Origin of the sequence: Aestuariispira ectoiniformans (assembly GCF_025136295.1) — a bacterium.
GTDB classification, from domain to species: domain Bacteria; phylum Pseudomonadota; class Alphaproteobacteria; order UBA8366; family Aestuariispiraceae; genus Aestuariispira_A; species Aestuariispira_A ectoiniformans.
The window spans coordinates 4,231,990-4,252,727 of record NZ_CP062788.1; the positions used below are offsets into that span (position 1 = coordinate 4,231,990).

General features: G+C 57.9%; 23 protein-coding genes. 13 read left to right on the forward strand and 10 right to left on the reverse strand.

The genetic code is table 11. The features are described from left to right. Nucleotides 1-633 carry an SCO family protein gene (locus IF205_RS19955; RefSeq protein WP_259781113.1) on the reverse strand — a complete coding sequence of 211 codons (633 nt, stop codon included), beginning with the start codon at nucleotides 631-633 and terminating at the stop codon, nucleotides 1-3. A gap of 282 nt (nucleotides 634-915) precedes the next feature. Between IF205_RS19955 and IF205_RS19960 the strand changes: the two genes are divergently transcribed. Both IF205_RS19960 and IF205_RS19965 read left to right on the forward strand, forming a co-directional pair. Then, nucleotides 916-1,617, forward strand: a complete 702-nt coding sequence (locus tag IF205_RS19960) for a response regulator transcription factor (protein WP_259781114.1) — start codon at nucleotides 916-918, stop codon at nucleotides 1,615-1,617. An 18-nt stretch (nucleotides 1,618-1,635) separates the two neighbouring features. Continuing rightward, a complete protein-coding gene (locus tag IF205_RS19965) occupies nucleotides 1,636-3,285 on the forward strand; it encodes a sensor histidine kinase (RefSeq protein WP_259781115.1) in 1,650 nt (549 codons plus the stop codon). Here IF205_RS19965 and IF205_RS19970 read toward each other — a convergent pair whose 3' ends face one another. Further along, the gene (locus IF205_RS19970; protein WP_259781116.1) at nucleotides 3,286-4,851 is read right to left on the reverse strand and encodes a sulfatase-like hydrolase/transferase; all 1,566 of its coding nucleotides are present in this window, start codon (nucleotides 4,849-4,851) and stop codon (nucleotides 3,286-3,288) included. Between the two features lie 198 nt (nucleotides 4,852-5,049). Next, nucleotides 5,050-5,361: a hypothetical protein gene (locus tag IF205_RS19975; protein WP_259781117.1), complete on the reverse strand. Its 312-nt coding sequence runs from the start codon at nucleotides 5,359-5,361 to the stop codon at nucleotides 5,050-5,052. A gap of 136 nt (nucleotides 5,362-5,497) precedes the next feature. On the opposite strand from IF205_RS19975, the gene IF205_RS19980 reads away from it, so the two are divergent. The 4 genes from IF205_RS19980 (at nucleotide 5,498) to IF205_RS19995 (ending at nucleotide 8,029) form a co-directional block, all read left to right on the forward strand. Beyond that, nucleotides 5,498-5,881, forward strand: a complete 384-nt coding sequence (locus tag IF205_RS19980; RefSeq protein ID WP_259781118.1) for a hypothetical protein — start codon at nucleotides 5,498-5,500, stop codon at nucleotides 5,879-5,881. A 242-nt stretch (nucleotides 5,882-6,123) separates the two neighbouring features. Beyond that, a complete protein-coding gene (gene phbB, locus IF205_RS19985) occupies nucleotides 6,124-6,846 on the forward strand; it encodes an acetoacetyl-CoA reductase (RefSeq protein ID WP_259781119.1) in 723 nt (240 codons plus the stop codon). Between the two features lie 72 nt (nucleotides 6,847-6,918). Then, nucleotides 6,919-7,356 carry an NUDIX hydrolase gene (locus IF205_RS19990; protein WP_259781120.1) on the forward strand — a complete coding sequence of 146 codons (438 nt, stop codon included), beginning with the start codon at nucleotides 6,919-6,921 and terminating at the stop codon, nucleotides 7,354-7,356. Nucleotides 7,357-7,366: 10 nt separating this feature from the next. Further along, nucleotides 7,367-8,029, forward strand: a complete 663-nt coding sequence (locus IF205_RS19995; protein WP_259781121.1) for an HAD family hydrolase — start codon at nucleotides 7,367-7,369, stop codon at nucleotides 8,027-8,029. On the opposite strand, the gene IF205_RS20000 is transcribed toward IF205_RS19995, so the two are convergent. Beyond that, the gene (locus IF205_RS20000; RefSeq protein WP_259781122.1) at nucleotides 8,026-8,925 is read right to left on the reverse strand and encodes a transcriptional regulator GcvA; all 900 of its coding nucleotides are present in this window, start codon (nucleotides 8,923-8,925) and stop codon (nucleotides 8,026-8,028) included. The genes IF205_RS19995 and IF205_RS20000 overlap by 4 nt on opposite strands. 206 nt (nucleotides 8,926-9,131) lie before the next feature. Between IF205_RS20000 and IF205_RS20005 the strand changes: the two genes are divergently transcribed. Next, the gene (locus tag IF205_RS20005; RefSeq protein WP_259781123.1) at nucleotides 9,132-9,398 is read left to right on the forward strand and encodes a DUF1127 domain-containing protein; all 267 of its coding nucleotides are present in this window, start codon (nucleotides 9,132-9,134) and stop codon (nucleotides 9,396-9,398) included. 171 nt (nucleotides 9,399-9,569) lie between these two features. Here IF205_RS20005 and IF205_RS20010 read toward each other — a convergent pair whose 3' ends face one another. Both IF205_RS20010 and IF205_RS20015 read right to left on the reverse strand, forming a co-directional pair. Beyond that, nucleotides 9,570-10,805 (reverse strand): class I SAM-dependent methyltransferase, encoded by a 1,236-nt coding sequence (locus IF205_RS20010; RefSeq protein WP_259781124.1) that lies wholly within the window; start codon nucleotides 10,803-10,805, stop codon nucleotides 9,570-9,572. A 39-nt stretch (nucleotides 10,806-10,844) separates the two neighbouring features. Further along, nucleotides 10,845-11,903: an asparaginase gene (locus tag IF205_RS20015; RefSeq protein ID WP_259781125.1), complete on the reverse strand. Its 1,059-nt coding sequence runs from the start codon at nucleotides 11,901-11,903 to the stop codon at nucleotides 10,845-10,847. Nucleotides 11,904-12,058: 155 nt separating this feature from the next. On the opposite strand from IF205_RS20015, the gene IF205_RS20020 reads away from it, so the two are divergent. The 3 genes from IF205_RS20020 to IF205_RS20030 all read left to right on the forward strand — a co-directional run bounded on the left by IF205_RS20020 (nucleotide 12,059) and on the right by IF205_RS20030 (nucleotide 14,905). Continuing rightward, a complete protein-coding gene (locus IF205_RS20020; RefSeq protein ID WP_259781126.1) occupies nucleotides 12,059-12,598 on the forward strand; it encodes an RNA methyltransferase in 540 nt (179 codons plus the stop codon). Between the two features lie 151 nt (nucleotides 12,599-12,749). After that, complete coding sequence (locus tag IF205_RS20025) at nucleotides 12,750-13,286, forward strand: invasion associated locus B family protein (RefSeq protein WP_259781127.1); 537 nt, start codon at nucleotides 12,750-12,752, stop codon at nucleotides 13,284-13,286. A gap of 146 nt (nucleotides 13,287-13,432) precedes the next feature. After that, entirely contained in the window at nucleotides 13,433-14,905 is a 1,473-nt protein-coding gene (locus IF205_RS20030; RefSeq protein ID WP_259781128.1) for a sigma-54-dependent transcriptional regulator, read from the forward strand. Between the two features lie 16 nt (nucleotides 14,906-14,921). Here IF205_RS20030 and rsmB read toward each other — a convergent pair whose 3' ends face one another. Further along, the gene (rsmB, locus tag IF205_RS20035; RefSeq protein ID WP_259781129.1) at nucleotides 14,922-16,214 is read right to left on the reverse strand and encodes a 16S rRNA (cytosine(967)-C(5))-methyltransferase RsmB; all 1,293 of its coding nucleotides are present in this window, start codon (nucleotides 16,212-16,214) and stop codon (nucleotides 14,922-14,924) included. A gap of 48 nt (nucleotides 16,215-16,262) precedes the next feature. Next, entirely contained in the window at nucleotides 16,263-17,126 is an 864-nt protein-coding gene (htpX, locus tag IF205_RS20040; protein WP_259781130.1) for a zinc metalloprotease HtpX, read from the reverse strand. 131 nt (nucleotides 17,127-17,257) lie between these two features. Here htpX and IF205_RS20670 point away from each other — a divergent pair, with 131 nt between their 5' ends. Then, nucleotides 17,258-17,542 carry a DUF1674 domain-containing protein gene (locus tag IF205_RS20670; protein WP_375542662.1) on the forward strand — a complete coding sequence of 95 codons (285 nt, stop codon included), beginning with the start codon at nucleotides 17,258-17,260 and terminating at the stop codon, nucleotides 17,540-17,542. A gap of 33 nt (nucleotides 17,543-17,575) precedes the next feature. Here IF205_RS20670 and IF205_RS20050 read toward each other — a convergent pair whose 3' ends face one another. Continuing rightward, nucleotides 17,576-17,869, reverse strand: a complete 294-nt coding sequence (locus IF205_RS20050) for a 4a-hydroxytetrahydrobiopterin dehydratase (protein WP_259781131.1) — start codon at nucleotides 17,867-17,869, stop codon at nucleotides 17,576-17,578. Between the two features lie 61 nt (nucleotides 17,870-17,930). On the opposite strand from IF205_RS20050, the gene IF205_RS20055 reads away from it, so the two are divergent. After that, nucleotides 17,931-18,320, forward strand: coding sequence for a metallopeptidase family protein (locus IF205_RS20055; RefSeq protein WP_259781132.1), 390 nt, complete (start codon nucleotides 17,931-17,933; stop codon nucleotides 18,318-18,320). Here IF205_RS20055 and IF205_RS20060 read toward each other — a convergent pair. Then, complete coding sequence (locus IF205_RS20060; protein WP_259781133.1) at nucleotides 18,313-18,903, reverse strand: regulatory protein RecX; 591 nt, start codon at nucleotides 18,901-18,903, stop codon at nucleotides 18,313-18,315. The genes IF205_RS20055 and IF205_RS20060 overlap by 8 nt on opposite strands. 403 nt (nucleotides 18,904-19,306) lie before the next feature. Between IF205_RS20060 and IF205_RS20065 the strand changes: the two genes are divergently transcribed. Beyond that, nucleotides 19,307-20,620 (forward strand): hypothetical protein, encoded by a 1,314-nt coding sequence (locus tag IF205_RS20065; RefSeq protein ID WP_259781134.1) that lies wholly within the window; start codon nucleotides 19,307-19,309, stop codon nucleotides 20,618-20,620. The last annotated feature ends 118 nt before the right edge of the window (nucleotides 20,621-20,738 follow it).

Here is a 20,738-nt window from a genome sequence, read left to right on the forward strand (position 1 = left end):
TCAGCCGGAAATCAGGTTTTCGATTGTGTCGGCAACTTTCTTGGAGGCTTCGCCATGTTTGAACATGGTGAGATATTCCCCGTCCGGCCCCATGAAATAGATGAAGGCCGAATGATCCACCAGATAGTTTCCATCCTCATCCGGCTCGTTCAGCTTGTAGTAGACGCGAAATGCCTTGGCTACCTCAGCGACTTGCTTCTCGCTGCCTGTCAGCCCAACCATGCGCGGATGGAAGTTGGCCACAAAATCCTTCAGCATGTCCGGCTTGTCGCGTTTGGGGTCGACGGAAATGAACATCGGTACAACCTTCGATGCCCCGTCCGGGTCCATGTCTTCCAGATCAAGCATCGCATTGCCGACGATTTGCAGGTCCGTCGGGCAGACATCCGGGCAGAAGCTGTAACCGAAATACATCAGCCGGTACTTTCCTTTGAAGTCGGCTTCCGTGACAGCCTTGCCATCGGAATCAATCAGGCTGAAAGGCCCACCGATTTTAACATCCGGCATCGCAAGGCCAGCGTTTTGTGCGTCGTTTGACCGCAATTGCTGCACCACAACGATTGCAACCAGTCCAATGGCTGCCAGGGTCGCCAGGGCGCCGATCAATACGGGGGCCGAAAATGCACGTTTCATGGAAATTTCCCGTTGCTGACTATTCCGGATGAGTAGAAACAACACATAATGGCCAGAGTAAGACAACACAAGGCGTGCGCGAAGCCCTGCGACGAGATGCCATATCCTTTTGCCGCAATCCCCCCATCATTTCCGACACCTGTCGCCAAGCCATTGTAAAGCCCCGCAGATGCCCCAATTCTGCCACAGAGCATTTAGATTGTGTGACGGTGTGTGAAATCTTAAAATGGTTCTGAATTTGCGGGCGGCTTTCTTATAACCGCTTGAGGGGGTTAGATTATTATGAAGAACAAAATTGCATTGGTGGACGATGACCGCAATATCCTGACGTCGGTCTCCATGGCACTGGAAGCCGAAGGGTTTGAGGTCACGACCTACACCGATGGTGAAACCGCCCTTGCAGGCCTGAACACGAGCAATGTGGATCTGGCCGTTCTGGATATCAAAATGCCGCGCATGGATGGCATGGAACTGCTGCAGCGCCTGCGCAAGACCAATCATCTGCCGGTTATCTTCCTGACATCGAAAGATGACGAGGTTGATGAACTGCTTGGCCTGCGCATGGGGGCGGACGACTATATCAAAAAGCCGTTTTCCCAACGCCTGCTGATTGAGCGTATCCGTGCGTTGCTGCGCCGCGCCGAGGCCGATGCCAATAACGAGCCCAGCAAAAACGGCGGCGTCATGACCCGTGGCGAGCTGATTTTGGATTCCGACCGTCATGTCTGCACCTGGAAGGGCCAGGTGGTTCAGCTCACGGTGACGGAATTCCTGATCCTGAAAGCCCTGGCACAGCGCCCCGGCCATGTGAAGAACCGTGACCAGCTTATGGATGCAGCCTATGGCGAGAATATTTATGTGGATGACCGGACGATCGACAGCCACATCAAACGCCTGCGCAAAAAGTTCCGGGTTCTGGACAAGGAATTTTCCCAGATTGAAACACTCTACGGTGTGGGCTATCGCTATTCCGAAGCTGCATAACCCAAACCGGCAGAGCTGATGGATACCCCGGACCAGTCCCCACAGACCGGCAAGACCGCGCCGCAGGCACCCAAGCGCCACCGGCGTTTACTGTCGCCGCTCACGCGCAAGATCCTTGCGGTGAACTTTGTTGCCCTGGCCATTCCCGTGGCGGGCATGCTGTATCTTGGCCCCTACCGCGATCAGTTGATTGCCCAGGAAATGGAAGCCCTGCGCACCCATGGGGAAATTTTTTCAGGGGCTTTGGGGGAAGGTGCGATCAGCATCCTGGACAACGGCCAGGAAGTGCTCAGCCTGGTTCCGGCGCGCCACATCGTCCGCCGTCTGTCCAACCCGTCCCGCGTCCGCGCACGCCTGTTCCTGGGCGATGGCAGCCTGGCCGCCGACAGCCGCAGGCTTGGCGGATTCGGGAATGAGGTCACCATCGAAAGCCTGCCGGAAATCAGCGAAGAATCGAAGCTGCTTTCCACCATCCTGGACATGATGGCGGGCGTCACCGCCATGATGGAAGACCATGCCCATCCGGTCTATCAGGACCGTAACGGCCAGACGGCTGCCGACTTCCCCGAAGTCACCCGGGCCTTGCGCGGTGATATTGCCGGCGTCGTGCGCCAGCGCCGGAACGGCAAGCTGATCCTGTCGGTGGCCCTTCCGGTCCAACGCTATTACCAGGTCATCGGGGCGCTGCTGCTTTCCAAGGAAGGCAATGAGATCGAGGCCGCCATGCGGGAGGTTCGCCTCAACATCCTGTTCGTTTTTGCAGGTGCGCTGGTCATTACAACGCTGATGTCGCTTTACCTGGCCGGAACAATCGCACGGCCGGTGCATAAACTTGCCGAGGCTGCAGAGCGCGTCCGCCACACGGTCGGTAAAACCGACGAACAAATCCCGGACTTCTCCGCCCGTAAGGATGAGATCGGCGATCTGTCCGGTGCGCTCAGGGAAATGACCAATGCGCTACGTGCACGCCTTACCGCCATTGAAAGCTTTGCCGCCGACGTTTCTCACGAGATCAAGAACCCGCTGACCAGCCTGCGCAGTGCGGTTGAAACCGTCGCCCGCGTCAAGGACGAGAAACAACGGGAAAAACTGCTGCGTATCATTCAGGACGATGTTTTGCGTCTCGACCGGTTGATCACGGATATTTCCGATGCATCCCGACTGGATGCGGAACTCTCCCGCGCCGATACGGCGGAAGTCAGCGTTGTGGACCTGATTGGCGCATTGATCGACATGCATAATGCAACCGCGGAAGATCGCGGCATTCCTTCGATCCACCTGGACTGCCTGGGCGACGGTCCCTTCCTCGTCAATGGTATCGGTGACCGGCTGGTACAGGTGTTCCGCAATCTGGTAGGGAATGCGGTCACCTTCTCACCGAAAGACGGCCGCATCACCATCCGGGTATGGCGTGAGGGCAATATCATCAATGCGGTTGTAGAAGACGACGGCCCCGGCATTCCAGACAACAAGCTGGAAGCCATATTCGACCGCTTCTATACCGAACGTCCCGAAGCGGAGAAATTCGGCACCCATTCCGGGCTTGGGCTGGCGATTTCCAAACAGATCATCGAGGCCCATAACGGCACGATTCGCGCGGAAAACCGCCGACACGCAAACGGAGATCCGAAAGGGGCCCGCTTCGTGGTCAAACTGCCGGCGGCCTGATCACCACTCACCGAAGATCACACCTTTTTTCTGCCAGGTATCGGTGCGGGCCTCCACATCTTCGTCAGACAGATTGGCCCGCACATTGCGGCCCGCAGCCAGCCAGTCAAACAACGCTTCCTTGAACCCCGCAAGGACATCGGATACGCCCGGATCGTCCGCCAGGTCGTGCAACTCGTCCGGATCGCGTTCCAGGTCAAACAACTGAGGACGGAAGCCCTGGTAGTAAATGTATTTCCAGCGCGCATCGCGCAGCATCCAACCATGGCAGTCGTTGACGCCAAGGCCCAGCGTCAGCCGCGCGCCGCGATGGCTGTAATCCAGCTCGGCAATCGCCATCTCCCGCCAGTCCCGAACGGCCTCCCCCTTGAGGAGCGGCATCAATGACCGTCCTTCCAGACGGTGAGAGGGAACCTTGCCGCCAACGGCATCAATGAAGGTTGGAATCAGGTCAATCGCCTCGACCGGATGATCGTCGACCGCCCCTTTGCGTCCTTCCGGGTGACTGACAATCATGGGCAGTTTGACGGAGCAATCATGGAACAGCTCTTTTTCGCCAAGCCAGTGATCGCCGAGATAATCCCCGTGGTCTGAGGTGAACACGATCAGCGTATCGTCGAGACGCCCCATCGCCTCCAGCTCGCCCATCAGGCGGCCGATCTCGTCATCCAGCTGCTTGATCAGCGCCATATAGGCGGGGATCACGGTTTCGCGGACTTCCTCCCGGGCAAAGTTTTGTCCTTCCGCATGTTTCATAAAGGCCCCGACCACCGGATGGGGCCCCTTCTTTTCCGCATCAATGCGGTTTGCAGGCAAGACATCCTCTGTCCCGAACATGCTGAAGTAGGGTTCAGGTGCCATATAGGGCCAGTGCGGCTTGATATAGCTGAGGTGCAGGCACCAGGGTGATTCGCCCTGACGGCGGATATAATCAATAGCCTGGCTGGTCATCCAGGGCGTTTCGGCGTCCTCCGCCTTCACCCGCGCCGGATAGGCGGCGTTGCGCATATACCAGCCGGACAGAATTTCCCCATCCGGGCCTTGAGCGGCATTCGCCCAGTCATGCCAGGGGTTATCCCCGTCATAGCCCTGCCTGCGCAGATAGTCATTATAGGCAAGGTCCGGGTTCACCGACTGATCGGGGTGAAGACCATCATCGCGCGGCTGTGCATCGAAACCGCACTGGCTGACCAGCACGCCATCGGGCGAATTCGGGTCCAGCCCCAGGCGTTTCATACCCGCCTGATCCGAGGCCATATGAGTCTTGCCCGTCAGCGCCACATGCAGGCCGAGCGGGCGCAGGTAATCACCCAGCGTCCATTCGCCGACACTTAAGGGTACCTGATTCCAGGTTGAACCATGAGAGGTAACATAGCGGCCCGTATAAAAGGACATACGGCTGGGACCGCAAATCGCCGACTGTGCATAGGCGTTGGTGAAACGGACCCCGCGGTCCGCCAACGCATCTATATTAGGCGTTTTTAACGACGGGTGCCCGTAGCAGCCAAGATAATCCCAGCGCAGTTGGTCCGCCATGATGAAAAGGATGTTGCGCACTTGGCCCATAATTGACCGGGTCTCCGCCCAAAGCTACTACCAGATACTGAACTGGTCGCCACTTTAGGACGCCGCATCCGGCGCGGCAATGGCCTGCCCCGGAATAGACCTTTCAACGGCAAGTCCAAATCGTCAAAGGCCAGGGCGGCCCAATCGACAGGCTCCACCGGCTCCCAGGCGGCTTTCACCACCTCTTTCGAATTCCACTCACGCACGGCCGGCCCCTTTGGGTTGAACCACGATTTCAACCAGTGCATCTGTCGGACGTTTTTCACTGGTCTGCGACAGGGCGAGACGGAAAATCGCTGCTGTGCGCTGATCCGGTACTGTAACAACACTGGGCTTGCCTGATGCCGCCCCGCGCAACACAGGGCCTGTCAGGCAGTCCACCGCGCGGGCAACGATGTCGACGATTTCCGCAACATCGGATGCTTCGGGTATAATGGCGTCATAAGCCTCTTCGACGCAGCGCGACAAAGGATCCAGAAAATCGGAACGTGTGGTCAATGATGCGGACATGGCACCCTCCGGTTTACTCCTAATCGTTCATGCTTTATCAGGACCGCGTGACAGATGGCGGTCGCTTTGGTGAAAGATTTACGACAACAGCCGGAATCGCGTGCTATCTGGACGCAATCTGATGACAGGAGATCCCATGCAAGAAATTCGCTTTGCCGTTTGGCAGTTTGTGCGCCTGATGGTGCGCCTGGAAGACAGTGTTAAAACCGAGAAGTCAGATGCCCTGAAAGCCCTTTACAACGGTTGGGAAGACATCTGGGTCGATCTGGATGCGCAGCTTGTGGACCTGTCGAAACAGGACCCGGATGCCTTCGCGGATTTGATGATGGATCAGGAAGTTATCTGTGACGACGTCAGCAAGGAAGAATGTCTGCTGGTCGCCGGAGAGTTGAACAAGGTCATCACCGAAATCAAGGGGCTGCTGGCCAAGACCGAAGACGACGAAATGGTCGAAGACCTGTCCTTCGAGCGTGACGAGCTGATCGAACTGGAACGCGAAATCCGCAAGATGGCGGCCTGACTCCGGTCAGGCCCCGCCGCCACAATGCCGGTTATGTCCCTGCCGTTACAACACTGTCCAAAAACTGACGCAGGACTTTAATCTGTTGTTCTCGGAACTGATTCCGTGTTTTCATATAGGTTGTTTCCTAAAGAACTAGACTACAACTTGTGGTTTATGTTTAAAAAAATAATAAACTAGAAAAACGGTAACAAAGCCGCGGGTTAGTCCTTGGCAACACAGTTCAAAGGGAGTCCGTTCCTATGGGTAGAGTAGCAGTAGTCACCGGTGGTACACGCGGTATCGGCGCAGCCATTTCCATTGCCTTGAAAGAGGCCGGTTACAAAGTTGCAGCCAACTATGGCGGTAACGACGAAGCCGCCAATCAGTTCAAGGCGGAAACCGGTATCAGCGTCTTCAAGTTCGACGTCTCCGACTTTCAGTCCTGTGCGAGCGGCATCGAGGCGATCGAAACAGAACTCGGGCCGGTGGAAGTTTTGGTTAACAATGCGGGCATCACCCGCGACGGCACAATTCACAGGATGAGCCCGGAAGACTGGCAGAAGGTGATCGACACCAACCTGGGATCCTGCTTCAACATGTGCCGGAACGTCATCGAAGGCATGCGGGAACGCAGCTTTGGCCGGATCGTCAATATCGGGTCCATCAACGGTCAGGCCGGTCAATACGGCCAGGTAAACTATGCCGCCGCCAAGTCCGGCATTCACGGTTTCACCAAGGCCCTGGCGCAGGAAGGTGCCGCCAAAGGCATCACGGTCAATGCCATCGCACCGGGCTATATCGACACGGATATGGTCCGCGCCGTACCCGCGAATGTGCTGGAGAAAATCGTCGCCAAGGTTCCGGTTGGACGGTTGGGCCGGGCCGATGAAATCGCACGCGGCGTGTTGTTTCTGGTCGCAGACGAAGGCGGCTTCATTACCGGTTCGACCTTGTCGATCAACGGCGGACAGCATATGTACTAACACCGGTATCAAGCCTTATTCCATTGACGGGGCGGGCACACCGCCCCGTTTTTTTGTCGGAAGGACCTTCCTATGGGCACACCCATGATGCGGCCGGTGATCGGTGTCGGTGTCGTCGTCCTGAAAGACGACCATGTCCTGCTGATCAAACGCGGCAAGGCCCCGGAGAAAGGCAAATGGAGCCTGCCCGGCGGCCGCCAGGAACTGGCGGAACCGATCCGCCATACCGCCCGCCGTGAGGTCCGTGAAGAAACATCGGTGGAGATCACCGACCCGCAATTGCTGGACGTGGTCGATTCCATCCATGCCCTGCCCGACGGTGAGATCGAATTCCAATATACCCTGGTCGATTTCTGGGCCGAATGGCTGGATGGCACCCCTGTCGCCGGAGACGACGCCGTGGATGCCCAATGGTTTCCCCTGGACGAAGTCGGCTTTCTGGGGCTGTGGGAGGAGACACAGCGGGTGATCTTCCTGGCCGTGGAAAAGCGCAACAAACAATCGGTTTAAAGGCTGTGTAATGAGTAAATTCGATCTGGTGATTTTTGACTGCGACGGTGTTCTGGTAGACAGCGAGGCCCTTTCAACCAAGGTCTGGGTTCAGTTCCTTGCCGATCACGGACTGCCCTACGGGACAGAGGATATCGCCGCGCATGCCGGACTGACCGACCGGGCGCTTCGCAATCTGATCTCTGAGGAAACGGGCTATGAACTGCCCGACGACACGCCACAGCAAATCGAGGAGCGGGCCACGTCCTTATTCGATAATGAACTGAACGCCCTTCCCGGTGTTCTGGACGCTGTCAGCAGGCTCACCTTGCCTAAATGTGTTTGTTCCAACAGCGGCATGGCGCGGCTTCACCGCTCACTTCGCACCGTCGGCCTGTTCGATCATTTCGGGCCGGACCGTATTTATCATGCATCCCTTGTGGGCAAGCCCAAACCCGCACCGGACCTCCATTTACATGCGTTGGAACGAATGGGGGCCACCGCTGAACATGCCGTCGTCATTGAAGACAGCGTCACCGGCGTCACCGCCGCCCGCGCCGCCGGGATCACGGTCTTTGGTTATACCGCAGCCTCCCACCTTGGAGAGGATCAGGCAGACAAGCTGCGCGCCGCAGGGGCGAGCCTGGTGTTTAATGACATGAACGAGCTGGATCGCCTGCTGAATGTGGCCTAGGCCGCTTCTGCCGCCGCCGCCTCATTGAACAGCCAGTCCCGGAAGACCTTCACCTTCGGACGGTCGAAAGACTGTTCCGGGCAAACGAAGTGATAGGCGAATTCCCCCGGCAGCGACAGGTCGAAAGGCCGCACCAGCAACCCCATCTGCAGGGCATCGCGTGCCAGGAAGCTGCGCCCCAGCGCCACCCCCTGCCCGTCGACAGCAGCCTGCAGCACCATATCGGAAAAGTTAAAGCTGACGCCGCGATTGGGGTCCACGCCCTTCACATTCGCCGCGATCAGCCATGTCCGCCAGTCCGTCTCCATCTCATCATGCAGCAATGTGTGATATTTCAGGTCACCCGGCTCTTTCAGCGGATGTTCCGAATCCTCCAGAAGTTTCGGACTGCAGACCGGAAAGATGTCCTCCGTCATGAAGCGGACCGAGGCCAGCCCCGGATAATTCCCACGCCCCCAGCGGATCGCCACATCCACCGTATCGCGGTCGAAATCAACCGGCTCAAAAGATGCCGAAATCCGCAGGTCGATATCGGGATAGGTGCTGTGGAACTTGCCCAGCCTGGGCACCAGCCAGGAGGCGGCAAAAGACGGCATCACACTCACAGTCAGCGCACCGCTTGTCTCCTGCTCCCTCAGCTTGTCCACGCCCGCCATCAGGGTGCGCAGGGCGTCCCGCACCGCAGGCAGGAAGACCTGCCCTTCCTCCGTCAGCATCAATGCCCGGTTCAGGCGCTTGAACAACTGAACCCCCAAGGCGGTTTCCAGTGTCTTGATCTGGTGACTGATGGCGGCCTGGGTCACGAATAATTCATCCGCAGCACGGGTGAAGGACAAATGCCGGGCCGCGGCCTCAAAAGCGCGCAATGTATTCAAAGGCGGCAAACGACGGGACATGGAACAGGTTCTCGCGATTTGATTTGTGAAAATTATGTGAATTTCGGATAAAAATATCTTATCCGGTAAATGAAAATTTGTCCATTGTGTGCAGTGCAAAAAGTCCCTATTTAAGCGCCAGACAGACGAACAAAACGGTTTCGCGGGCAGATCGCAGAAACCAAAAGAAACAAAATTACATAAAGATTTTGATTAGGAGAAGAATCATGGCGACCAAGATGGATATGCATTACGAAGCTCCCTTCGTCAGCGTTATGACCTCCACCAGCGAACTGCTGGTCCGCGCGATCAGCGACGCGGTAGACGGCCTGAACAGCCTGGCCGACAAAGCATTCGAACTGGTGACCGTTTGGCAGTCCCGCAACGCACAGCGCCATCACCTGATGGAACTGGACGATCGCCTGCTGCACGACCTGGGCATGACCCGCGCCGACGCTATCGTTGAGGCCCGTAAACCTTTCTGGCGTGCATAACGCCTGATTTAGCCGGAAACTTCGTCTTCCCTCGGACGAATTGAACATACCCCTATATGTTTCGGCTAGTTCAAGGCGGGTCCCCCCGACCCGCCTTCCCTGACAGAAAACGCGGCGCCCACCATCCCGGGCGCCGCGTTTCCTATTGGATCATTATCAGGCCTAATGCGCCTACGGCAGTTTCAAGAACAGCTTCCCGAACCCGTGCAGGCCGTTGAATGTCTGCTGAAAAACAGTTGAAAACTGAAACCAGTCCGGCGAACCGGGCATCATGGAATGGATCTGTTCCAGGCTGCGGCGACCGTCAATTGCCCGCAAAACCATCGCCGCCTGTGGCGGGAGCGTTAGCGGAAATTTGATGCCGTCCAGCTCCAGCCGGGGCTGCGCGCCCGGCGGCATCGCCCGAAAGCTCCTCTGGGTGACCTCATCACGATAGACGGGAATGGCCTTCGCATTTGTACAGGAGGCAACGGTTTCCTCGTCACGGTCCGCATGGGTCAGATAGACGATATGCTTTTTCAAATTCCCCGCCAGCAGTTCCGCAAACCGGGCCTGTTCCACCAGATCGGCATCTTTTAGCCGGGCCAGAATATCCTGATCCTGCAGATAGCTTTCCGGCCGGTAACAGGCCGGGTCAATGAAGCTGACGATCCTCAAGCCTGCCTCCGACACTTCCTGAGCCAGCTCAGGGACGGTATAGGAGCGGTCCTGCGAATGCAGCAACAGGTCGAACAGAGCGGCGTCGGAAACATTATGGTCTTCAATCTGCGCATTGCGCCGCAGCCAGTTGGTTTCCGGCAAGTCGGACAACAGCGACCGCGCCGTATCAATCCGCGACTGGGCGGAACCGTCCGCCGCCACCATCCGCAACATCTCCTGCATGGGATAGACACCGGTGCGGCCCAAGGTGCCATAGACCATAATACCCATGCCACCTTCGGGCGTGAGGGCCCCCTTCAGCGCCCGGAACCCTTCCTGCGGATTGGGGAGGTGATGCAACACGCCGCAACTGTCGATATAGTCGAATTCTCCCAATTTGGCTGCATCCAGCAATGAGCCGCTGTGAAAGGTAATATTCAGCCCGCGTCGGCGGGCGCGTTCTTCGGCGATCTTTCGCGAGGCCGACGACAGGTCGATATAATGGATATCCGCGTCGGCTCCTTCATCAGCCAGATGCTGCGCCAACATAATTAGGGCATCCCCCGTACCGCCCCCGGCCACAAGCACCCTGAAGGGCCGCCCGGCGGGTAACGCCCCCTTGAACAGGTGATGGCGAAGCTCCCTCAAGTGACTGGGAGAACCGGTCACAAGCCGCTTTTTCTCATCCTTCGGGTCACGATGCGGATAGGGCAGTTCTTCATATTGTGCTTGCACGCGGTCTTTGCGCTTTACCGATTTTTTGGCCATCGACGGTCCGCTTTCAGGATTGGATATTCAGGTATTGGATCAGAAGGAAAATTCGGATGATGCCGGACGGATCACCCCGATTTTAAACGCACGACGGTTCAGCAGCGGCACTTCGAGATATTTCTCCAGCCTCTTTAAGTCCGCATCCTCGATCACCCCGATCTGGCGCAGGACCGCCGTCGTCATGGCCTCTGCCGCGCGGGTCGCCCCATCGTCGCATTTGACTGCAACTCCCAGGCCATAGTCAGGCAGGGCCACGCAGAAGACACCTTCCGCGCCGGTTTTGACAAAGGCCCGACGGCCAAGGACTTCCATCACCTCGGTGCAATAGCGGTCTCGTCCCGCGACCATATACGGATTTTCGGCCACGGCTTCGGCGATTCGACGACAGGCGTCGGCGCGCGCTTCCGCCAGGTCACCGGGGGCCGCAAAACGGGCAAAACCATAGGCGATGTTCTCCAGAGGCATGGCCCAGGTCGGCACGGAGCAACCGTCTTTTTCGCGCGGTGCATCCCGCAACTCTACACCGCACATGGCCTCCATGGTGCCGAGGATACGCTGTTGGACCGGATGCGTGACATCCACATAGCCTTTCACAGGCGCGCCCAGCTTCTTCGCCAGCGCCAGCATGCCGACATGCTTGCCCGAACAGTTGTTGTGCCGCTGGTCCGGCACGCCACCGCTGGCCGCCATTTCCCGGGCCACTTCCGCATTCAGGGACCAATGCGCGCCACATTCCAGATCGGCTTCGGACAATCCCAATTTGTCCAGCATCCCGCCTGCCAGTTCCGCATGAACAGCCTCACCATTGTGGGACGCGCAGGCAAGCGCGATTTCCGCCGGTGTAAAACCATATTCGTCCGCCGCCCCGGTCTCGACCAGAGGCAGCGCCTGGAATGCCTTGATCGCAGAACGGGGATAGACCACCTGCTTGATATCGCCCCAGGACGCCTGGACCTGGCCACGGCTGTCAACAACAGCCACCGCACCACGATGGCGGCTTTCCACGATCGGGCCGCGCGTCACCTCAATCAGTACCGGGTTTGCCCCCGGTTCTCCCATGGTTATTTTCGTTTTTGTTTCCGCAGCATCCGACATAACTGCTGTTGTCCCTCAAAAGCGGTGATTTAGTATTGTTTATTAACCGGAAGTAATAAACTTGCCTTGCGGGGCGGAAGGATGCAAGTTCTGCCGCACCGGATTATACCGACCAATTTAGAGACTATACAGTAAGACAGTAAGGACTGGACCCGATGCGTGGATTTTTTGGCCTGGGTGTGGAAGGGATTTCCAAGCCCCGCAATGCCGGTGCGCTTTTCCGCACGGCACACGCCTTTGACGCAAGCTTTGTTTTTGCCGTGGCCCCTGCCGTCAATGTGCGCGAAATTCATTCCACGGATACCTCCGCCTCCACCAACCACCTGCCCTTATACGAATTCGGTTCCATTGATGAGATGGTGTTGCCGAAGGGATGCCGCCTGGTCGGGATCGAGCTGACGGACGATTCTATCGAACTGCCAAGCTTTAAACATCCGGACCGCTGCGCCTATGTCCTGGGTCCGGAGCGCGGGTCCCTGTCGCCTGCAATGCAGGAACGTTGTGACTTCATCGTAAAGATTCCGACCAAGTTTTGCGTTAATGTAAGCGTCGCCGGGGCCATCGTTCTTTACGACCGGATCATCAGCAAGGGCCGTTGGGCCGACCGCCCGGTCATGTCGGGCGGACCGAAAGCCCCCCTTGAAAAACATGTTCACGGTCCGCAAATCATCCGTACCAAACCCACAGACAAGTAGCTCGGAAATTTGGTTATTTTCGAAAACTCGCCCAGAAAACTGGAAAATACCGTCCGGATTTTGCCATAATCCCCCGGTAAGTGAGTCGACAAGCTAAACCAAACGCGAAGCCCCTTGGGCAATCAAGACGATCAAGGAGACAGACGAAACCATGACCGGCAAGCGCGCTTACTCCCTGAAATCACTGGGCCTGATTACCGTTGCCGCCGCAACGCTGATTGCGGGCACAGCCCAGGCAGACGACGCGAATGTAGACCTCGGCCTTTACAACAAATGGCAGGCGCATTCCTATAAGGAGGCCGGTGCGAAGGTCTGTAATATGTGGTCGCAGCCGACCAAGCATGAAGAAGGCGGCAAACCGCGTGGCGAGATGTATGCCTTCGTTACCCACCGCACATCGTCCAAGCGCTTCCACGAAGTCAGCTTTGACATGGGCTATCCGCTCAAGGACAAGAGCGAGGTTACACTGACCATCGGCTCGAAAAAATTCAAACTGTTCACCCACGGCTCTTCCGCCTTTTCCTTCAAGGACAAAGACAAAGCCATCGTCGGGGCCATGCGCCGGGGTACGAATATGATTGTGGAAGGCGTATCCACCCGCGGAACCAAAACGCGCGACGTCTACTCGCTCAGCGGCTTCACCAAGGCCCACAAGGCAATCAACAAGGCCTGTAAAGCATCCTTCTGACGGCCGAGCGAACCGGAATTCAAAACGGCGCAGCCCTTATGGGATGCGCCGTTTTCTATTTTGTTGGCCCCGACACTGGATTCGCATTTTGCAAAGACCCCGTCTTCCTATAAATTGAGGGGAGTTGGCTGCAGGTAAAAGTGTTGATGTCCCAAGACCCCCTTATTCTGCTCATTGAAGATACCCCATCTCTGGCGATGCTGTATCGGCAGTATCTTGCCGAAGAGCCGGTGCAGGTCGTCAGTGCGACCACCGGCGCGGAAGGTCTGGATGTAATCCGGAACACCCCACCCGCAGTTGTTCTGCTCGACCTGGAACTGCCGGATATGAACGGGCTGGAAATCCTGAAATATATCCAGGCCAACCAGTTGCCAAGTTCCGTAGTAGTCATCACCGCCCACGGTTCCGTCAATATCGCCGTGGAAGCCATGCGCACGGGGGCCTATGATTTCATCGTCAAACCCTTCAACGCGAACCGCCTGAGGGTTACGGTGAATAACGCCCTGGAACGTCAGAAGCTGTCCCAGATGGTGATGGATATCCAGGCCGGGGCCCGCGAAAGCTATGCCGGTTTCATCGGCAAGTCCCTTGCCATGCAGGCAATCTATCGGATTATCGAATCCGCCGCCAACTCCAAGGCCACCGTATTCATCACGGGAGAATCCGGCACCGGTAAGGAAGTCTGTGCCCAGGCCATCCACAAACAGAGCGAACGCAGCACCGCCCCCTTCGTTGCCATCAACTGTGGCGCGATCCCTCGAGAGTTGATGGAATCGGAAATCTTCGGCCATCGGAAAGGGGCCTTCACGGGTGCGACCTCAGACCGTGACGGGGCAGCCACGGCGGCTGATGGCGGCACGCTTTTCCTGGACGAGATCGGTGAAATGCCGATGGACCTGCAGACCAAACTTCTGCGCTTTATCCAGACCGGCACCTTCCAGAAAGTGGGCGCAACGAAGACGGAAAAGGTCGATGTGCGGTTTGTCTGCGCCACCAACCGGGATGTCCTGCGCGAGGTGGAACGGGGCAACTTCCGTGAAGACCTCTATTACCGGCTGCATGTGATCCCGATTGCCATGCCGCCGCTGCGCGAACGCGACGATGATGTGCTGCATATCGCGCGTGAACTGCTGCGTGAAATTTCAGAGGAAGAAGGACGAGGCTTCCAGGGGTTTTCCGCCGAGGTGGAACAGATTTTCCTGAATTATAGCTGGCCCGGCAACGTGCGTGAATTGCAGAATGTCCTGCGCAATGTGGTGGTCTTGAATACCGGCACGGTGGTGACCGCAGAGATGCTCCCCACGCCCATGCCCCGCGTCCTTCATCAGACAGCGCCAGGCCGACCCGCAATAACGGGTGAATTGCCCGCCGCAACGGCACAGGCATCGCACGCCTATGACAATCTGACCGGGCGCACAGGCACTGCATCCGGGCAGGCCGACCCCACGCCGTCTTCAGGCGAGGCAACAATCCTGCCGCTGTGGCAGGTGGAACGGAAGGCAATAGAGAACGCGATCAGGCAATGCGACGGCAATATCCCAAAGGCAGCCAAGCTGTTGGACGTGGCTCCCTCCACCATCTATCGCAAGAAAGTTGCCTGGGAAGGCAAAGGCCGCTAGGGACGGCCAACCCAGCTTACAGCCGTTTCAAACGCGCCGCGAAGAAACCGTCCATGCCGCCCTTTTCTTCCCAGAAACAGGGGAGACAGCGCAGGAAACCATCTGCAGTAACGGCCTCCGGCAGACCGGGCACATCCGCCTCGGTTACCGGCACCAGTTCCACATCGCTCCGGCGAGACAGAAGGGAGCGAATTTGCGCCTCCCCTTCCTCCGGCTGCAGGGAGCAGGTCGCATAAACCACAAGACCACCCGGCATCACCATATCCATGGCACTGTCCAGTAACCGGGCCTGCAGATCGGTCAAAGCCTGCGTATCCTCGGGCTTGCGGATGAAGGGCAGTTCCGGATGACGGCGGATCGTTCCCGTCGCGCTGCAAGGTGCATCCAGCAGGACAGCATCCGCAGGCTTGCCAGACCATGTCAGGGCGTCTCCCGCCACCACCATGGCCTCCAATTCCGTCCGCTTCAGGTTCTCGCGCAGGCGGTCGAGACGTTTGTTGGACTTGTCCAATGCGGTCACTTTCGCCCCGGCAGCGGCCAGTTGCAGGGTCTTACCGCCCGGCGCGGCGCAGATATCGATCACGCGCTTGCCCGACACATCCCCCAGAAGCCGCACGGGCAGGACCGCCGCCGCGTCCTGAACCCACCACGTACCCTCATCGAAACCGGGCAGTTGATCGACGGCCGCCCCCGGAGCCAGGCGCAGGCTACCGGTCGGCAGAAGCTCCGCCCCGAGTGTTTTCGCCCAGCCTTCCGGGTCACTTTTGACCGTAATGTCCAGCGGTGCTTCCTGGGCGTTGGCCCGCACGATTTCGGCTGCGCGCGCCTCGCCATAGGCCGCCGCCCAACCTTTCCAGAGCCAACCACGGTGACGCAACGTCGCGATATCAAGCGCGTCAATCATCGCCGCCCCTTCGCGGTCGATCCGGCGCAACACAGCATTCACCAATCCCTTGAAGCGGACCAGCTTCCGGTCTTCCGCCGCAAGTGCCACCGTCGCGCCCACCGCCGCATGCGGCGGTGTGCCGAGGCAGATCAACTGTGTCACGCCAAGGCGCAGGATATGGCGGACCTTGCCGCCATCGCCTTTGACTGGCTTGTCCAGACATTGCTCTATCAGCGCATCAATCACCGGCAACTGGCGGCAACAGCTCAGCACCAGCAAGCGGGCGAAAGAGCGGTCGCGCGGTTCCAGCACAGCCAGGAATGGATTGCGGGCGCAGGCCTCGTCCAGGCTCTGCCGCTCGTCCAATACGGAACGCAGCAAGTGCATGGCAACCTTGCGCGGGTCTTGAAGGGTCGGTTTCATGTTCATAATCGCCGTTATGCAGGGCTTGGCGGCATAAGAAAAGCGGAATCACCCCCAGGGAGACACGATCCCGGCCATCTCCTTGAGTTTGGCGACACGATTGGCCGTACTGGGATGGGTCGAAAACAGGCTGTCCATGCTGCGCGCGTGCAACGGGTTCACGATGAACATATGTGCAGTCGCCGGGTTTTCTTCTGCTGCCGCGTTATCAATCCCGCGTGCGCCCTGGTCCAGTTTCTGCAGTGCAGACGCCAGCCACATCGGGTCGCCGCAGATTTCCGCGCCAATCCGGTCCGCCTCATACTCACGGGTCCGGCTGATTGCCATCTGCACCAGCATCGCAGCGACGGGCGCCAGCAGGGCAACCAGCAGCGCCCCGAACGGGCCCAGCGGATTGTTGCGATTACCGCCGCCAAAGGCCATGGCAAACATCACCCAGTTGGCCAACATACCAAGCGCACCGGCGACGGTCGCCGTGATCGTCATGGTCAGCGTATCACGGTTGCGCACATGGGCCAGTTCGTGGGCCATAACGCCCGCGACCTCATTGCTGTTCAGAATTTTCAACAGGCCGGTTGTCGCCGCAACGGCGGCATTCTGCGGATTACGCCCCGTCGCAAAAGCGTTCGGCTGCGGGTTGTCGATGATATAAACGCGCGGCATGGGGATGCCTGCACGACGGGCCAGTTGTTTGACGATTCCATGAAAACCGGGGGATTCCCGTTCACTGACTTCACGGGCACGATAGAGGCGCAGGACAAGTTGGTCCGCATTCCAATAGGCGTAAAGATTGGTGGCACAGGCAAAGGCCAGCGCCAGGAACATACCTCCAGTTCCACCGACCAGATAGCCAACCGCCAGAAACAGGGCCGTCAGCCCCGCCAACAGAATGGCCGTCTTCGTCATATTCATTCCCGTTAAATCCTTCCATAGAGCCAAAAACATGGAACAGACTATAGATATGTACGGGCCGCCCCCGTTCAAGATCAGCACCAAACGATCGGAGACTTGGCAAAAGGCTTTTGGCGGACCATATTCGGGTCATGAGCAAATTGACCGATTTCTTCAAATCCGCCGTCGCCCCGACGGAAAAGAAACCTGCCCCGGCCCCACAGGCCGACGACGGGCAGGGCAGCCTTACCGACCCGGAAGTCCAGGGCACGGATTCGCGCCGACTGGCCGAGATCAAAGCCGAGGAAGCCGGGCGCAAATGGCGGCAGGAGGCTGAGGCCAAAGGCGAGATTGAAAAGGAAGTCGGCGGCCCCAAGGGCCTGGAGCCCACCCGTTACGGTGACTGGGAAAAAGCCGGGCGCTGCTACGACTTCTGACAAAGAACTTTCGTTAACAGCGCCACCGAAAACCTACCCCGCCGCCTTATCGATAAACTTCGCCATTTTCACGTCCAGTTCCGACAGGCCGTTGCAGTCGTGGGTGGACAGCGTGATGTCGACGCGGTTGTAGACATTGAACCATTCGGGATGATGGTTCATCTGTTCCGCCTTCAGGGCAACGCGGCTCATGAAGCCGAAGGCTTCGTTGAAGTTCCGGAAGGTGACTTCACGGCGGATGGCATTGCGGCCCTCAACCTCGTCCCATTCCCCCAGTTCGGTCAGCGCGTTTGTGCGTTCTTCGGCGGTCAGTTTGACGGGCGGCATTTTTGATCTCCCTCATCTGGTATGTTTTTCTAACCCGCCTTATATCAAAGAGATGATGGAAATGACACTCCCCAGCAGGGCCCGGATCGAACAAATGGCAACCGAAGCTTTCGCCGCCATTCCAGAAGAGTTGCGCGCGCCCTTGGGCGACATCGTCTTTCGGGTGGAGGAGCTTCCCGATGCGCAGACCTGCGCGGCCCTTGACCTGACCAGCCCCTATAATCTTCTGGGTCTTTATCACGGCATAGACCTGTTGCGGAAATCGGCCTTCCAGATCAATCAGGACCTGGATCAGATCTTCCTCTACCGCCAGCCGATTCTTGCCTTTTGCCAACAGACCGGCGAGCCCCTAGAAGACGTCGTCACCCATGTCCTGATCCATGAGATCGGCCATCATTACGGGTATTCAGACGACGATATGGACCGCCTGCAGAGCGACAACGCTATATAAGCTCTTCCAGTTCCTGCGGGTCATCGGCGTCCAGAACCTTGCGGGCCAGATCGAAGGAAAACCCCTGCCGGGCGAGTGCAGCCATATCCCGGTCGCGGTAATCCTCGCGCGCCTTCACCCGATAGGGACCAATCCTGCGCCGACGGACATAGGCAATAGCCGCAATCAGGTCGGTGTCTATATCATTGTCGTCCCTCACGGCCTGCAGCACGTCGTCGATCAGGCTTGCCTGCACCCCTTTTGCAGCCAATTTCATCCGGATGGCCTTGATCGACGTTCCCCGGCGCAGCAGGCTTGCCACCCGGCTTTCGGCATAGGCCTTGTCGTCAAGCAGCCCGGCATGCTGAAACCGTTCCACCAGGTCATCCACCAGCCGCGTACCTTCATCGCGGTCGGTCCCGTATTCCCGGACACTGCGTTCAACCCGGCGCATGAGCACCTTGCGCAGGTTGGCACTGCTGGAGGCATAGCGTTCCAGGTAGAACAGGGCCCCCTTGTGCAGGCGCTCTGCGGTAACCGGTTTGGCCTTGCGGCGGCCGGACGACCTGTCCTGCGGTGTTTTTTTCTTTTCATCCTGCGCCATTCGATGGCCCCGACCTGTCGTGAAATGCAGCGCCAGCCTAGCAATCCCGCGACCGAAGACCAAGGCCTCAGAATATTTGAAGCCTCTTATAAATAAAAAAATTTGCTAAAATTTTATCTTGCTGTGATGGCCGTCACAGTGTGATCACAATCAGCGCGCTATAACAGGCTTACAAACGAACTGCCGGTCAGCCGGTAGCGAGATTGTTCCTAAACGGTCGGTGTTATTTCCTGCCCCTCCCATCCAACACCGATCGTCCGGGATCCCAAAATGGCAGTGTCCGGTCTCCGGGCACTGCCATTTTTTTGTGCCCGGGCATTTGCCCCCAAGCAACAGTATGTCGTTGTTTTGCGGAAAATATGATAGCCTTCTAACAAACAAGAAATAAAATCAGGCCAGGCCTATGCAGGCAAAACAGAATTTCGAAGACCGTGGCGTCTATGTCGGTCTTCGGGCGAAGGGACTGGAAACGGTACGTTGCCGTAAAGCCAAAGCGGCGAATGGCGTATTCGAAGCCCTGGTCGTCAACTGGAGCGGCGATACAAATCAGAAATCCGCCGGTGACCTCGTGATGCCGTTTCGCGACCTGCCACATTGGCGCCCGCTTATCCCTTTTGACGACCATCTTTTCCATTCGGTTCAGGACTATGGAACCAGGTCTTCCGGCTATATGGACCCGATTGTCATGCGCGAGTTGCGCCTGAAGACGATTCTGAGGTTCGGCCACGTGTTTGAAGCCTGCAAAGCCGAAAGGACGCTTGCCGGGGAAGGAACGGAATTGCAGGAAACCTTCCTGGAAATCCTGTGCCTGTTTTCCCGCAAATACGGCCGCACAATCGGCGACCGTGACCTGCAATTCGTCACGCGGGACGTGCTGCACCGCCTGATTGCCGAGGATATGGGGGAACTTACCCGGCTGGCCCGGCGTCTGGCCCACGCGGTCGCGGACCTTATCGGCATGGATGGCAATGTGCTGGCCCGGCGCATTGAATTCTACAGCGAGTTCGGCGCGCCGATCTGTTCCCTGCTGGCCGAGGATAAAACGCGGGCCATCGGCTATCTCAGCCGTCAGTTGGGGGACCTGGAGCATCTGGTCATGGAAATCCAGGAGTACGGCCTGGACAAGAAGGGCGAACTGGCCGTCTTCATCGACCGCATTCTGGACAATGCCCTGAAGTTCATCAGTTTCACCCTGGCCAAGGCGACCCAGATTCATGACATGATGCTGGACAACCGCGCCTATATCAACGAACAGAAATTCAAGGAACTGCGCCGGGAACTGACGGCCAACCGGCTTTATATTTCCTTTGCGCTGGACGGCTGGGGAAGCCACGGGAAGAATTGGGAACTTGCAAAACTGGAAGGCCCGGAAGCCTGCCGGGATTTCATCATTTCCCTATACCGCACCATGCCACACCCGACAAAAGAGCTGGAAAACACGCTGGCAAGCATCGGCTATGACATGCGCCATGCGGGCCTGCGGGCAGGCCTTGTCAGGGTTCTGCATTCCTGGGATGACGAGACCCTCGACCAGGAACTGGCAAAGCGGGTTGAGGAAGGCCGACAACGACAGGAAAGCCGCACGGAGGAGCAACACCCCAAAAAGAAGAAAGCCGCGGCCCCTCCCCCGGAAATCGAGAAGGAGGAACTGGGGGATGTCATGGATTACCTGTCCGATGCCATGGCAAATGAAACGGACACCGACAAAAAGCATTAGACAGCGCCGACCTAATTCCCCCTCGTCCGGCAGGGGTTTTATCGTCAAAGCGACGACTAACATTTCCCGTCAGGAAAAAGTCTTTAGGCCTGTACCCCTTGTTCTTCGGCATTCCGCT

Coding starts and splice junctions, on each gene's coding strand:
- IF205_RS20050 (WP_259781131.1), bottom strand. CDS start 17,869: ATGCCGCCCGTCAAACTGACCGCCGAAGAACGCACAAACGCGCTGACC.
- IF205_RS19995 (WP_259781121.1), top strand. CDS start 7,367: ATGAGTAAATTCGATCTGGTGATTTTTGACTGCGACGGTGTTCTGGTA.
- IF205_RS20065 (WP_259781134.1), top strand. CDS start 19,307: ATGCAGGCAAAACAGAATTTCGAAGACCGTGGCGTCTATGTCGGTCTT.
- IF205_RS19990 (WP_259781120.1), top strand. CDS start 6,919: ATGGGCACACCCATGATGCGGCCGGTGATCGGTGTCGGTGTCGTCGTC.
- IF205_RS20055 (WP_259781132.1), top strand. CDS start 17,931: ATGACACTCCCCAGCAGGGCCCGGATCGAACAAATGGCAACCGAAGCT.
- IF205_RS20015 (WP_259781125.1), bottom strand. CDS start 11,903: ATGTCGGATGCTGCGGAAACAAAAACGAAAATAACCATGGGAGAACCG.
- IF205_RS20060 (WP_259781133.1), bottom strand. CDS start 18,903: ATGGCGCAGGATGAAAAGAAAAAAACACCGCAGGACAGGTCGTCCGGC.
- phbB (WP_259781119.1), top strand. CDS start 6,124: ATGGGTAGAGTAGCAGTAGTCACCGGTGGTACACGCGGTATCGGCGCA.
- IF205_RS20000 (WP_259781122.1), bottom strand. CDS start 8,925: ATGTCCCGTCGTTTGCCGCCTTTGAATACATTGCGCGCTTTTGAGGCC.
- IF205_RS19955 (WP_259781113.1), bottom strand. CDS start 633: ATGAAACGTGCATTTTCGGCCCCCGTATTGATCGGCGCCCTGGCGACC.
- IF205_RS19970 (WP_259781116.1), bottom strand. CDS start 4,851: ATGGGCCAAGTGCGCAACATCCTTTTCATCATGGCGGACCAACTGCGC.
- IF205_RS19980 (WP_259781118.1), top strand. CDS start 5,498: ATGCAAGAAATTCGCTTTGCCGTTTGGCAGTTTGTGCGCCTGATGGTG.
- rsmB (WP_259781129.1), bottom strand. CDS start 16,214: ATGAAACCGACCCTTCAAGACCCGCGCAAGGTTGCCATGCACTTGCTG.
- IF205_RS19975 (WP_259781117.1), bottom strand. CDS start 5,361: ATGTCCGCATCATTGACCACACGTTCCGATTTTCTGGATCCTTTGTCG.
- IF205_RS20020 (WP_259781126.1), top strand. CDS start 12,059: ATGCGTGGATTTTTTGGCCTGGGTGTGGAAGGGATTTCCAAGCCCCGC.
- IF205_RS20030 (WP_259781128.1), top strand. CDS start 13,433: ATGTCCCAAGACCCCCTTATTCTGCTCATTGAAGATACCCCATCTCTG.
- IF205_RS20010 (WP_259781124.1), bottom strand. CDS start 10,805: ATGGCCAAAAAATCGGTAAAGCGCAAAGACCGCGTGCAAGCACAATAT.
- IF205_RS19960 (WP_259781114.1), top strand. CDS start 916: ATGAAGAACAAAATTGCATTGGTGGACGATGACCGCAATATCCTGACG.
- IF205_RS20005 (WP_259781123.1), top strand. CDS start 9,132: ATGGCGACCAAGATGGATATGCATTACGAAGCTCCCTTCGTCAGCGTT.
- htpX (WP_259781130.1), bottom strand. CDS start 17,126: ATGAATATGACGAAGACGGCCATTCTGTTGGCGGGGCTGACGGCCCTG.
- IF205_RS20670 (WP_375542662.1), top strand. CDS start 17,258: ATGAGCAAATTGACCGATTTCTTCAAATCCGCCGTCGCCCCGACGGAA.
- IF205_RS19965 (WP_259781115.1), top strand. CDS start 1,636: ATGGATACCCCGGACCAGTCCCCACAGACCGGCAAGACCGCGCCGCAG.
- IF205_RS20025 (WP_259781127.1), top strand. CDS start 12,750: ATGACCGGCAAGCGCGCTTACTCCCTGAAATCACTGGGCCTGATTACC.